The sequence below is a fragment of the Streptomyces sp. CNT372 genome, from assembly GCF_000377145.1.
On record NZ_KB897779.1, the window covers coordinates 321,814 to 334,548 of the forward strand.

Below are 12,735 nucleotides of genomic sequence, written 5' to 3' on the forward strand. Positions count from 1 at the left end.
GGCGCGGTCGGCCGGGCGGCCCGGTCCGGGCCTGGCGCGGTCGGCCGGGCGGCCCGGTCCGGGCCTGGCGCGGTCGGCCGGGCGGCCCGGTCCGGGCCTGGCGCGGTCGGCCGGGCGGCCCGGTCCGGGCCTGGCGCGGTCGGCCGGGCGGCCCGGTCCGGGCCTGGCGCGGTCGGCCGGGCGGCCCGGTCCGGGCCTGGGGCGGTCGGCCGGTGCGGGGGCCGGGTCCGCCGGTCCGGTCCTGGCGCGGTCGGCCGACGCGGAACCGGCGCCGCCCGCCGGTCCGGACCTGGCGCGGTCGGCCGACGCGGAACCGGCGCCGCCCGCCGGTCCGGACCTGGCGCGGTCGGCCGGTGCGGGGGCCGGGTCCGCCGGTCCGGACCTGGCGCGGTCGGCCCGCCGGCCCGGGCCGGAACCCGGGCCGGAACCGGGGCCGGGGCCTCGCCGGGCGCGTTCACGTGCGCGGGACGGCGTCACAGCAGCGCCTCCGGGACGTCCACGCAGCGCGCCCGCAGCCACTCCCCCAGCGCCTTCCCCTGCGGGTCGAACCGGGCCTGCGCCGCGACCCCCTCGCCGAGGATGCCGGTGACCGTGAAGTTCAGCGCCCGCAGGTTCGGCAGCACATGCCGTACGACCGGCAGCCCCGCCGTCTCCGGCAGCAGCTCCCGCAGCCGCTGTGCGGTCAGTTCGTGCGCGAGCCAGCGCCAGGCGTCCTCGCCCCGCGCCCAGACGCCGATGTTCGCGTCCCCGCCCTTGTCGCCGCTGCGGGCGCCCATGACCCGGCCGAGCGCGGTCCGGCGGACCGGGAGGCCGGGCGGCAGCGGCTCGGGCAGCGCGGGCGCCGGCACCTCGCCGAGCGCCCGGGTCCGGGCGGCGGGCGGGACGGGCACCCGGGTGCCGTCCGGCAGGACGGCGGTGTGCGGGACCCCGGCCGCGTCCGTGTACCCGGCCTCGAACACCCCGTAGGGCGCGCCCTTTCCGGGCGGTGCCGTGACATGGAAGCCGGGGTAGCTGGCGAGGGCGGCCTCGATCGCGGCGCCGCTCACCGCGCGGCCGACCTTCTCCGGGTCCGGGTCGCGCACCACGAGCCGCAGATAGGCGCTGGCGCGTTCCTCGGTGTCGGCGTCGGCGTGCTCGGTGCGGGCCAGCTCCCAGCGGGTCTCGGCGGGCGGCTGCTTGCCGAGGGCCTCGGTGAGCTGCTCGCGGACCAGCCGGGCCTTGGCCTCGATGTCGAGCCCGGTCAGCACGAAGACCACCTCGTTGCGCCAGCCGCCGAGCCGGTTGAGGCCGACCTTGAGCGCGGGCGGCGGGGCCTCGCCGCGCACCCCGGAGACCAGGACCCGGTCCGGGCCGTCCTCCGTCAGGTTCACCGTGTCGAGCCGCGCGGTCACGTCCGGTCCCGCGTACCGGGCTCCGCCCGTCTCGTACAGCAGCTGCGCGGTGACGGTGCCGACGTCGACGAAGCCGCCGGTGCCCGGGTGCTTGGTGATCACGCTGGAGCCGTCGCGGCGGATCTCGGCGACGGGGAAGCCGGGGCGGCGCAGGTCGCGGCCGGACTCGGCGAAGAAGGCGTAGTTGCCGCCGGTGGCCTGGGTGCCGCACTCCAGGACGTGACCGGCGACGACCGCGCCGGCCAGTTCGTCGTACGCCTCCGGACCCCAGCCGAACCACCAGGCGGCGGGGCCCGTGACCAGGGCCGCGTCGGTGACCCGGCCGGTGACGACGACCTCCGCGCCGGCCGCCAGACAGGCGGTGATGCCGGCGCCGCCGAGGTAGGCGTTGGCGGTGAGGGCGCCGGGGTGGCGGTCGGTGAGGTCGTCGCCCTCGACGTGCGCGACGGCGGTGGGCACGCCCGTCCGCTCGGCCAGGTCCCTGATCGCGGCGGCGAGTCCGGCGGGGTTGAGTCCGCCCGCGTTGGTGACGATGCGGACGCCGCGTTCGCGGGCGAGTCCGAGGGTGTCCTCCAGCTGGCGCAGGAAGGTTCTGGCGTAGCCGAGGCGGGGGTCCTTCAGCCGGTCGCGGCCGAGGATGAGCATGGTCAGCTCGGCGAGGTAGTCGCCGGTGAGGACGTCGAGGGGGCCGCCCGTGAGCATCTCGCGGACGGCGTCGAACCGGTCGCCGTAGAAGCCGGAGGCGTTGCCGACGCGGAGCGGGCGGGGGGCGGGGGCGGTCACCGGGGCTCCTCGCCGGCGGGGCGGCCGGGCGGGCGCCCGCCCGGTGCCTGCCCTCCCGGGCCCTGTGCCCGCTCTCCCGGGCCCTGTGCCCGCTCTCCCGGGCCCTGTGCCCGCTCTCCCGGCGGGCGGTCTCCCCGGGTCCGGCCGCTCGGCGTACGCCCGCCCGGCCCGCGCCCCTTGCCCGGCAGTCCGGCGAACGCCTGGGCGATCCCCAGCCAGCGGTCCGCGTCCGGGCCCTCCGCGCGCAGTGCCAGGTCGTCGCGGTGGGCGCGCTGGGTGACGAGGAGGGCGAAGTCGAGGGCCGGGCCGGTCACGCGCTGGGCCGCGTCCTCGGGGCCGTGCGCCCACGACTCGCCCGCCGGGCCGGTGAGTTCGACCCGGAACGGCTCGGCCGGCGGGGTCAGCCCGTGCACTCCGTACGCGAAGTCCCGGGTGCGCACCCCGATCCGGGCGATCTGGGCGAGCCGGGCGGTGGGGGTGCGGGTGACGCCGAGGGCGTCGGCGACGTCCTGGCCGTGCGCCCAGGTCTCCATCAAGCGTGCGGTGGCCATCGAAGCGGCGCTCATGGGCGGCCCGTACCAGGGGAAACGCATGCCGGGAGGGGCCTGGCGCAGGGCCTGGAGGAGGCGTTCGCGGCCGGCGCGCCAGCGGGCGAGGAGTTCGGCGGGCGGCAGGGCGGCGCCCTCGGCGGCCCCGTCGTCCACGAAGGTGCCGGGCGCGGCGAGGGCCTTCGCCACGTCGTCGGCGAAGGCCCCGGCGTCGGTGACGGCGAGGTGTGCGGCCCGGTCGGTCCAGGCGAGGTGTGCGATCTGGTGGGCGACGGTCCACCCCTCGGCGGGCGTCGCGAGCGCCCACCGTCCGGGCGGCAACGGTGCGACCAGCCGGTCGAGTTCGTCGCTCTCGTTGCGCAGGTCGTCGAGTACGGCGGCCGGTTCGGACACGATGCGCTCCCTCGGGGGCACGGCGGCTCTCACGTCGGTGTGCCCAGGAGCATGGCAGCGTGACGTAAATCAAGCAAGCATGCTTGCTTGATTTTTGGCCGGATGCGGTGGGGCGCCCGGACGGGCGATCCGGGACGGGCGAGCGGGGCCCGGACGGGGCGAGGAGCGCCGGCTCCGCGCGCCCGGCAGGGGTGGGCGTCCGTCCGTGGTGCGCCCGGCCGGGGCGGGCGTCAGTCCGTGGTGGTCCCGGCGCGCCGGCGGTTGGCCCGGAACCGGCCGGGCCCTGCGGCGCGGGCGGCCCGGGACGGGCCCGGCCCCGCGCGGCGGGCGGTCTGGGTGCGGACCGCGCCCATACTCGCCGCGACGACGAGGGCGATGGCCGCCGCGTCCGCCACCGAGAGCGCCTGCTGGAGGACGAGGAAGCCCGCCCCCGCCGCGACCGCCGGCTCCAGGCTCATCAGGACCGCGAAGGTGGCCGACGGCAGTCGGCGCAGGGCCAGCAGTTCCAGGGTGTACGGGAGGACGGACGACATCAGGGCCACCGCGAGGCCGAGCCCGATCGTGGTGGGCTCCAGGAGCCTGGTGCCGGACTCCCAGACGCCCAGCGGCAGGCTGATCAGCGCGGCGACCACCATCGCCAGGGCGAGCCCGTCCGCCTGGGGGAAGCGGCGCCCGGTCCGGGCGCTGAAGACGATGTACGCCGCCCACATACCGCCCGCCGCGAGAGCGTAGAGCGCACCCACCGGATCGAGCCGGTCGAAGCCGCCGCCGCTCAGCAGGAACACACCGCCCAGCGCGAGCCCGGCCCAGACGAGGTTCACCAGCCGGCGGGAGACGATCACGGAGAGGGCCAGCGGGCCGAGGACCTCCAGGGTGACGGCCGGGCCCAGCGGGATCCGGTCGACGGCCTGGTAGAAGAGGATATTCATGCCGCCCATCGCCGCGCCGAAGGCGAGGACCGTCCCCCAGTCGGCGCGCGAGTGGCCGCGCAGCCGGGGCCGGCAGACGACGAGGAGCACCAGCGCGGCGAGCACCAGCCGCAGGGTGACGACACCGAGGGCGCCGGTCCGGGGCATCACGGAGACGGCGACGGCCGCGCCGAACTGCACGGAGAGGGCGCCGGTGACGACGAGGGCGACGGGACCGAGCAGGATGCCGCCCCGGCGCGCCGGGGCGGATGCGGTGCCGGTGGCCGCGTCGGTGGCCGGGCCGGCGGCCTCGGGCAGCGCGACGGACGCCGCCGCGGCCTCCGGCACGGCCGCGTCCCGGCGCGGGGCCGCCGCCCTGCCGCCCGTGCCCTGCGACTCCTCCACCACTGCCCCTGCCTCCGATCGCCCCGCGCAGTGCGCGCCCGGCGCACACCGCGCCCGCTTCGCCGCGCCCGCTTCTCGCCCCGCGCCCGTACTCCGCACGCCACGCGCCCCTCCCACGCTACGGACCCGGGAGCCGCGCGTGAAATGCCCGTCTCGCTGCGCTTATGCTCCGGGCGTATGAGCATCGAGCTGCGCCACCTCCGCTGCTTCCTGGCCATCGCCGAGGAGTCGAGCGTCACGGGGGCCGCGGCCAGGCTGAACCTCAGCCAGCCGAGCGTGTCCCGGTCGCTGGCCGCCCTGGAGCGCCACCTCGGCACCCGGCTGGTGGACCGCTCCACCCATCACCTGGCGCTCACTCCGGCGGGCCACGCCTTCCGCGAGAAGGCCGCGGCGGTCGTGACCGCGTTCGACGAGGCCCTCGACGCGGGCCGCCTGCTGCGTCCCCCACTGCGGCTCGGGCACGCCTGGTCGGCCCTCGGCACGTACACCACCCCGCTGCTGCGCCGCTGGGCGCACGAGCATCCGGACACCCCGATCGAGCTGCTGCGCGTCGACGACCGCACGGCCGGGCTCACCCAGGGCCGGGTGGACGCGGCGGTGCTGCGGGGCGCCGTGGACACCCCGGGCCTGGCGACCGCGCCGCTGTTCACGGAGGCCCGGGTCGCGGCCGTGACGGCGGACGGTCCGCTCGCGGAACGCGCGGCGCTCTCCCTCGCGGACCTGGCCGCCGAGCCGGTCGTCCTCAACACGGTCTCCGGCCTGACCACCCTCGACCTCTGGCCCGCCGCCTCCCGCCCCACCCGCACCCTCACCGTCCGCAACACCGACGACTGGCTGGCGGCCATCGCGACGGGCAACGCGGTCGGCGTCTCGGCGGCTTCCACCGCCGCGATGCACCCCAACCCGGGCGTCGTCTACCGCCCCCTCACCGACGCCCCCGAAACCCCCGTCCACCTCGCCTGGCGCCCCACGGCCCCGCACCCCGCGATCCCGGCCCTGATCACCCTGATCCGCGAGGTGGCCGCCGGCTGACCGGGAGGCCGCCCACCGAGGTCGCCGCCCGGCTCGCCGGGCTGGGCTACGCGCTGCCGCCCGGTGTCGCGTTCGCCCCGCCCCCTCCCGCCTCCCGCTGATCCATCCCCTCCGCCAGCACCTCCGCCAGGTGCCGCGCCCGGTATCCCCCCAGTTCCGCGAGCTGCGTCCGGCAGGAGAAGCCGTCCGCCAGGAGGACGGTGCCGGAGGTGGCCGCGCGCGCGGCCGGGAGGAGTTGGTCCTCGGCGCAGGCGACGGAGACCTCCCAGTGGCCGCGTTCGAAGCCGAAGTTGCCCGCGAGGCCGCAGCAGCCGCCGCTCAGTTCGCCGGTCAGGCCGGCCCGTTCGCGCAGGCGGCGTTCGGCGGTGTCGCCGAGGACCGCGTGCTGGTGGCAGTGGGTCTGGCCGGCGGCCGGGCGGTCCAGGCGGGGCGGGCGCCAGTTGGGGGCGCACTGTTCCAGGGTCGCGGCGAAGGTCCGGACCCGGTCCGCGAGGGCGGCCGCGCGCGGGTCGCCGCCCAGGAGTTCCGGCAGGTCCGTGCGGAGCGTCGCGGCGCAGCTCGGTTCCAGGACGGTGACGGGGACGCCCAGGTCGAGGAGGGGCTCGACGGTGTCCAGGGTGCGGCGCATCACCACGCGGGCCCGGTCGAGCTGACCGGTCGAGACATAGGTGAGCCCGCAGCAGACCCGGCCCTGCGGCAGGACGACGCCGACGCCCGCGTCCGCCAGGACGCGCAGGGCGGCCGTGCCCACGGACGGGGTGAGGCGGTCGGTGAAGGTGTCCGGCCACAGGGCGGTGAGCCGGCCGGTGGCGAGCACCTCGGTCCGGCCGCGCAGCCACTCCCGCGCGAGCGAGGTGAACGTGCGCGGCGCCAGGCACGGAAGGGCGCGCTCCGGCGCGACGCCCGCGAGGCGCTTGGCGAGGGCGGCGAGCGGACGCACCCCCGCCAGCCCGTTGAGCAGCGGCGCGAGGGGCGTGGCGAGACGCAGCCACTGCGGCAGGCGGCCCATCGTGTAGTGGGAGGCGGGCCGGCGCCGGCCCGCCCAGTGGTGGTGCAGGAACTCCGCCTTGTACGCGGCCATGTCGACGCCCACCGGGCAGTCGCTACGGCAGCCCTTGCAGGACAGGCACAGGTCGAGCGCGTCCCGGACCTCCTCCGAGCGCCAGCCGCCGGTGACGATCTCGCCCGCGAGCATCTCGTGCAGCAGCCGGGCCCGGCCGCGCGTGGAATGCCGTTCCTCGCCCGTCGCCCGGAACGAGGGACACATCACACCCGGACCCGGACTCGGGCCCTCCACGCGGCACTTGGCGACGCCCACGCACCGCCGGACCGCGCGCGGGAACGCGCCCGCGTCGTCCGGGTAGCCGAAGGCGGCCGGGACCGGGCCGGACGGCAGCACCTCGAAGCGCAGATCGCGGTCGAGCGGCGCCGGGCGCGCGAGGACACCCGGGTTGAGGCCGCCCGCCGGGTCCCACAGGTCCTTGAACTCGCCGAACAGGCGCACCAGTTCGTCCCCGTACATCCGCGGCAGCAGCTCCGCGCGGGCGAGCCCGTCGCCGTGCTCGCCGGAGAGGGAGCCGCCGTGCGCGACGACCAGACCGGCCAGGTCCTCGGAAAAGGCCCGGAAGCGGCGCACCCCCGCCGCGCCGGTGAGGTCGAAGTCGATCCGGACATGGATACAGCCGTCACCGAAGTGCCCGTACGGCGTGCCGCGCAGCCCGTGCTGGGCGAGCAGGGCCCGGAAGTCGCGCAGATAGGCGCCGAGCCGGGCGGGCGGCACCGCGCAGTCCTCCCACCCGGGCCACGCCTCGGCCCCGTCGAGCATCCGGGTCGCCGTGCCGGCCGCGTCCTCCCGGATGCGCCACAGAACGCGCTGCCCGGCCGGGTCGGACACCACGGCCGCGTCCAGGGCGTCCGAGGCGGCGGCCAGGGCCCCGGCGGCCGCCTCCGCCTCGGCTGCGCTCGCGCCCCCGGTCTCGGCGAACAGCCAGGCCCCGCCGCGCGGCAGGCCCGCCCGTGCCGCCGGGTCGCGGACCAGGTCCTCCGCCATGCCCTCCACGGTCAGCGGCCCGAGCGGCAGCAGCCCGGGGGCCGCGTCGGCCGCCGCGCTCTCGTCCGGGTAGCCGAGGACGGCCAGCGCGCGGTGGGCGGGCGCGGGGACCAGGCGGACGGTCGCGGCGGTCAGTACGGCGAGGGTGCCCTCGCTGCCGCAGTGGGCGCGGGCGGTGTCGGCGCCGTTCTCGGGGAGCAGGGCGTCCAGCGCGTAGCCGGAGATCCGGCGGGGCAGACCGGGCGGGTACGCGGTGCGCAGCGCGGCCAGGTGCGCGGTGACCAGCTCGCGCAGCCCGGCGGGGGCGCCCGCCCAGCCGGGGCCGAGGCGCAGCCGGTCGCCGCCGTAGGTGACCACGTCCAGCGCTCGGACGTTGTCGGCGGTGGTGCCCCAGGCGACCGAGTGGGAGCCGCAGGCGTTGTTGCCGATCATCCCGCCGAGGGTGCAGCGGCTGTGCGTGGACGGGTCCGGCCCGAAGGTGAGCCCGTGCGGGGCGGCCGCGTCCCGCAGCCGGTCCAGGACGACGCCCGGCTGGACGCGTGCCGTGCGCGTCTCGGGGTCCAGACTCAGGATGCCGCGCATGTGGCGTGTGAAGTCGAACACGACCCCGGTCCCGGTGGCCTGCCCGGCGATCGACGTGCCCGCGCCGCGCGCCACGACGGGGACGCCCGCCTCCCGGCAGACCGCCAGGGCCGCTGCCACGTCGTCCGGGTCGCGCGGGGCCACCACACCGACGGGGACGCGCCGGTAGTTGGAGGCGTCCATGGTCACCAGAGCCCGGGCGGCGGCGGTGAAGTCGACCTCGCCGCGGACCGCGCGGCTGAGCGCGCGGGCCAGTTCGCCCGTATCTCCGAAGGACGCGCCGGAACGGCTCGCCTCTCCGGGGAATCTGCCGGAACGGTTCGCTTCCTCAGGGGACCCGCCGGAACGGTTCGTTCGCTGCGCCATGCCTCCAGCATGGCCCCGCCCGCACCGGTTCGCAGGGACGGGGAGGGCGTGGGGGCGGGGGCGGGGCGGAAACCGGGTCGGTTGCGGACGTTGCGCACCGGCACCGAAGCCGGGACCGCAGGACCCTTGCCCAACTGATCGTCAGCTCTCCTATAGTGACCACGGATTGATCGGACTCGTGATCGGACGCAGGCTCAGAGGCCGGCGAATCACCTCGCGCCCACCGCACCCCCGGAAGGCACCGCTCGATGACCGGCACCCCCGAGAAACACTCCCCCCGGACACCATGACCCGCGCCGGGACGCCCCTCAGTGCGACGAGAGCCGCTGCGAAGAGGACCGCCGCGACGAAGATCGCCGTGGTCGGCGGATACGGGACCGGCCGGACGACGATGGTGCGTTCGGTCAGCGAGATCCGGCCGCTGCACACCGAGGAGGCGATCAGCGACGCCGGCGACGCCTCCGCCGGCGCGGTGCTCACCCCGGCGAAGACCGCGACCACGGTGGCCCTGGACTTCGGCCGGATCACTCTCGACGACGGGTCCGTCCTCTGCCTCTTCGGCACGCCCGGCCAGGAGCGTTTCCGCTTCCTGTGGGACCGGGTGCTGGACGGCTCCTACGGGGCGGTGGTGCTGGTGGACACGCGGGCGGTCCAGGCCGCGCGGTTCGCCGTCGACCGGCTGGTGCACCACGGCACGCCGTTCATCGTGGCCGTCAACGACTTCGGCGGGCCGTTCCGTTCGGAGGACGAGATCCGGGGCGAGCTGGCGCTGCCCGCCGGGGTGCCGCTGGTCGAGTTCGACGCCCGGGACCACTCGTCGAGCAAGTTCGTGCTGATCGCCCTCATGGAGCACCTGAGCACCGCGCGGAGGTGAGCCGCAAGGCACTGCGGGCGGGCCACAAGCACCGCGGGGGTGAGCCACAGACCACCCCGGGCGTGAGCCCACGGGCGCGGCACGGGGGCGCGGACTCCCGTGCCGCGCGCCCCGCGCCGTGCCGCGCACCCCCCGTCACCCCCCGCAACCTCCCTCCCGCGGTCTCATCGTCCGGACCGGGGCCGCGCGGGGACCGCCGAGCAGATACGCTCCGGCTCGTGGCTGATATCCAGATTCCCGCTGACATCAAGCCCGCCGACGGCCGTTTCGGCGCGGGCCCCTCCAAGGTGCGTACGGAGGCGCTGGACGCCCTGGCCGCCACCGGCACCTCCCTCCTCGGCACCTCCCACCGCCAGGCCCCGGTCAAGAACCTGGTCGGCGAGGTCCGCGAGGGTGTGCGCGCGCTGTTCTCCCTGCCCGAGGGATACGAGGTGATCCTGGGCAACGGCGGCTCCACCGCCTTCTGGGACGTCGCGACCCACGGGCTGATCGAGAACAAGTCGCAGCACCTGTCGTTCGGCGAGTTCTCCTCCAAGTTCGCCAAGGCCGCGAAGCTGGCCCCGTGGCTGGCCGAGCCGACCGTGGTCTCCTCCGACCCGGGCACCCACCCCGAGCCGCACGCCGAGGCCGGCGTCGACGTCTACGGCCTCACCCACAACGAGACCTCCACCGGCGTGGCCGCCCCGGTCAAGCGGGTCGCGGGCGCCGACGAGGGCGCGCTCGTCCTGGTGGACGCCACCTCCGGCGCGGGCGGCCTGCCGGTCGACATCGCGGAGACCGACGTCTACTACTTCGCCCCGCAGAAGTCCTTCGCCTCCGACGGCGGCCTGTGGATCGGCGTGTTCTCCCCGGCCGCGATCGAGCGCACCGAGCGGGTGCACGCCTCCGGCCGCCATGTCCCGGAGTTCTTCAGCCTGCCGACGGCGATCGACAACTCCCGCAAGAACCAGACCTACAACACCCCGGCGCTGGCGACCCTCTTCCTGCTGAACGAGCAGCTGAAGTGGATCAACGGGCAGGGCGGCCTGGACTGGTCGACGGGCCGCACCGCCGCCTCCGCGCGCGCCCTGTACGGCTGGGCCGAGGCGTCCAAGTACGCCTCTCCGTTCGTGGTCGACCCCGCGAAGCGCTCGCAGGTCATCGGCACCATCGACTTCGCGGACGAGATCGACGCGGCCGCCGTCGCCAAGGCGCTGCGCGCCAACGGCATCGTGGACACCGAGCCGTACCGCAAGCTGGGCCGCAACCAGCTCCGGGTGGCGATGTTCCCGGCGATCGACCCGGCGGACGTCGAGGCGCTCACCGCCTGCGTGGACTACGTGATCGAGAAGCTGTAGTCGGCTGGAGCACGAAGAAGCCGGAACGGCGGAAGCCGCAGCGCGGCGCGGCCGGGCCCCCGGGCCCGGCCGCGGTCGGCGAGTACCGCTGGTGGCGGCCCTCGCCGCGATCACGGACGCGGCCACGGACGCGGCGGACAGCGCCTCGTAGCGGAGACGCCGCGGCACCACCACCGGGGAGACGACTACGACGACTTGCCGCCCCGCCGGCGCAGCGCGAAGACCAGCAGCGCGCCGCCCGCGAGGAGCAGCACCCCGTACGTCGTCGCGCTGTCCCCCTCGCCCGCCGCGCCGTCGCCGTCGCCCGGCTCCCCGGCGCCGGACCCCCCGGAGCCGCCCGTTCCGCCCCCTCCCGGGCCGCCGCCCTCGCGGGCGGGCGCAGCCACCCGTTCGACCGGGCTCTGCTCGCCCTCGGTGCCGAACATCAGCGCCTTGCCGTCCAGGGTGTACGTCACCGACTCCGCCTGCCGCTGGATCGGCGCCCGGACCCGGAAGTCGGCGCCGGGGCGGCCGTCCTCCCAAACGTAGCCGCGCGCGCTGAAGTACGAGCGCAGCACCAGCTCCCTCCCGTCCGGGGAGAACGCGCCGTCGGTCACCCACGGCACCTCGCCGATGCGCCGGAACACGTTCGTCCCGCCGGCAGCCAGCCGCTCGGGGCCCTCGTACAGGCCGCCGCCGTCCTCGTTCTTGGAGGCGATGTAGACGCGTCCGGTCACCGGATGCACCATCATCGCCTCGGCGTTGCGCGGCCCGTCGGCGTACTTCACGTCGAACTGGGTGGCCGTCACCGTGCGGTCGCCGAGCTGCTTCGGCTCGGGGAAGCGGTAGATCCAGACGTGGTCCCAGCTGCCGTCGAGGTTGTCGCCGATGTCGCCGACGTAGACGTTGCCGTCGGGGCCGACGGAGATCGCCTCCATGTCCCGGGGGGTGCCGACCCCGCGCAGGGTGACGGTCGCGACCGTCTTCCCGGTGGCGGAGTCGACGGCGAAGACCCGGGGCTCGTCCTGGTCGTTGTGCGTCCAGTAGACGCCCGGGTGGGCGCGGCTCGCGGCCAGTCCGCTGGACTCGGTGATCCTCGGGTCCTCGATGGTGAACCCGGAGTCCCCGTCGGCGGTGGCGGGCGCGGCGGCGGCCAGCACGAGCAGGGCGGCAGCGGCGAGAAGGGCAGGCGGGCGCATCCCCCCAGCCTGCCACCTCCCATGCGGTCGCACGCCGCCTACCGGAGTCCCGGCTCCGCCCCCGGCCCGCCGCCCCCGCCGTGACCGGGCCCACAAGCGCCGTGACCGGGCCCGCACAGGCGCGCCGTGGCCGGTCTCACACCGGCGATCACTGCCCGGTTACCGGCCGGTTCCGCGATGATGACCGCCATGCGCTTCATGTTCGTCGGCGATTCCATGACCATCGGGCGCGCCGGGGACTTCAGCTGGCGCTACCGGATGTGGCAGCACCTGTCGGCCCTCGGCGAGCCGTTCGCGATCGTCGGCCCGCGCCACGAGCTGTACGACACCGAGGCGAACGCCCCCGTCTCCACCCGCTACGCAGACCCGGCCTTCCCGCCCGAGGCCCGCCGCCACCTGGCCGGCTGGGGCGAGGGCTGGCTCCACATGGCACCGGTCGTCGAGGACGCCGTGCGCGCCCACCGGCCGGACGTGCTGCTGGTCTCCCTCGGCCTGATAGACCTGGGCTTCTACACCGACGCCGAGCAGACGGCCCTGAACGTGCGGGAGTTCGTGGCCCGGGCCCGCGCGGCGAACCCGTCCGTCCGGATGGTCCTGCTGCCCGTCATCCCGAATGTCCGCGCCGAGACCGACGCTCCCTTCGCGGCCGAGTGCGAGCGCTTCAACGTCCTGCTCGCCAAGGCCGTCGCCGATCTGGACGCCCCCGGCTCGCCCCTCCTGCTGGCCTCCCGTCCGGCCGGCTACGACCTGCGCACCGACACCTACGACGGCACCCACCCCGGCCCCACGGGCGAGGCCAAGCTCGCGGGGGCGTTCGCCGACGCGATGCACCAGGCGTGGGGAGTGGGCCGGGCGTACGGCGTCGCGGCCTGACGATCCGGGACTCGT

At 76.4% G+C, this 12,735-nt stretch carries 8 protein-coding genes and 1 pseudogene; 4 read left to right on the top strand and 5 right to left on the bottom strand.

The features are described from left to right. Positions 1-473: 473 nt before the first annotated feature. The 3 genes and pseudogenes from C593_RS0109355 to C593_RS29210 form a co-directional block, all read right to left on the bottom strand. On the bottom strand, positions 474-2,174 hold the full coding sequence (locus C593_RS0109355; RefSeq protein ID WP_018847038.1) for an acyclic terpene utilization AtuA family protein: 1,701 nt from the start codon (positions 2,172-2,174) through the stop codon (positions 474-476). 158 nt (positions 2,175-2,332) lie between these two features. Beyond that, positions 2,333-3,115: pseudogene (locus C593_RS0109360) on the bottom strand (TIGR03084 family metal-binding protein); the annotation flags it as partial. 230 nt (positions 3,116-3,345) lie between these two features. After that, a complete protein-coding gene (locus C593_RS29210) occupies positions 3,346-4,371 on the bottom strand; it encodes an EamA family transporter (RefSeq protein ID WP_078521345.1) in 1,026 nt (341 codons plus the stop codon). Between the two features lie 234 nt (positions 4,372-4,605). Here C593_RS29210 and C593_RS0109370 point away from each other — a divergent pair, with 234 nt between their 5' ends. Beyond that, positions 4,606-5,460: a LysR family transcriptional regulator gene (locus C593_RS0109370; RefSeq protein WP_018847041.1), complete on the top strand. Its 855-nt coding sequence runs from the start codon at positions 4,606-4,608 to the stop codon at positions 5,458-5,460. Between the two features lie 46 nt (positions 5,461-5,506). On the opposite strand, the gene C593_RS0109375 is transcribed toward C593_RS0109370, so the two are convergent. Next, complete coding sequence (locus tag C593_RS0109375) at positions 5,507-8,458, bottom strand: FAD-binding and (Fe-S)-binding domain-containing protein (RefSeq protein ID WP_018847042.1); 2,952 nt, start codon at positions 8,456-8,458, stop codon at positions 5,507-5,509. Between the two features lie 286 nt (positions 8,459-8,744). On the opposite strand from C593_RS0109375, the gene C593_RS0109385 reads away from it, so the two are divergent. Together C593_RS0109385 and serC are read left to right on the top strand one after the other, a co-directional pair. Next, positions 8,745-9,332: an ATP/GTP-binding protein gene (locus tag C593_RS0109385; protein ID WP_026277526.1), complete on the top strand. Its 588-nt coding sequence runs from the start codon at positions 8,745-8,747 to the stop codon at positions 9,330-9,332. Positions 9,333-9,550: 218 nt separating this feature from the next. Next, on the top strand, positions 9,551-10,669 hold the full coding sequence (gene serC / locus C593_RS0109390) for a phosphoserine transaminase (RefSeq protein WP_018847044.1): 1,119 nt from the start codon (positions 9,551-9,553) through the stop codon (positions 10,667-10,669). Positions 10,670-10,854: 185 nt separating this feature from the next. Here serC and C593_RS0109395 read toward each other — a convergent pair whose 3' ends face one another. Further along, the gene (locus C593_RS0109395) at positions 10,855-11,847 is read right to left on the bottom strand and encodes a hypothetical protein (RefSeq protein ID WP_018847045.1); all 993 of its coding nucleotides are present in this window, start codon (positions 11,845-11,847) and stop codon (positions 10,855-10,857) included. 189 nt (positions 11,848-12,036) lie between these two features. Between C593_RS0109395 and C593_RS0109400 the strand changes: the two genes are divergently transcribed. Next, complete coding sequence (locus tag C593_RS0109400) at positions 12,037-12,720, top strand: GDSL-type esterase/lipase family protein (protein ID WP_078521347.1); 684 nt, start codon at positions 12,037-12,039, stop codon at positions 12,718-12,720. Positions 12,721-12,735: the final 15 nt, after the last annotated feature.

Coding starts and splice junctions, on each gene's coding strand:
- C593_RS0109395 (WP_018847045.1), bottom strand. CDS start 11,847: ATGCGCCCGCCTGCCCTTCTCGCCGCTGCCGCCCTGCTCGTGCTGGCC.
- C593_RS0109370 (WP_018847041.1), top strand. CDS start 4,606: ATGAGCATCGAGCTGCGCCACCTCCGCTGCTTCCTGGCCATCGCCGAG.
- C593_RS0109400 (WP_078521347.1), top strand. CDS start 12,037: ATGCGCTTCATGTTCGTCGGCGATTCCATGACCATCGGGCGCGCCGGG.
- C593_RS0109375 (WP_018847042.1), bottom strand. CDS start 8,458: ATGGCGCAGCGAACGAACCGTTCCGGCGGGTCCCCTGAGGAAGCGAAC.
- C593_RS0109385 (WP_026277526.1), top strand. CDS start 8,745: ATGACCCGCGCCGGGACGCCCCTCAGTGCGACGAGAGCCGCTGCGAAG.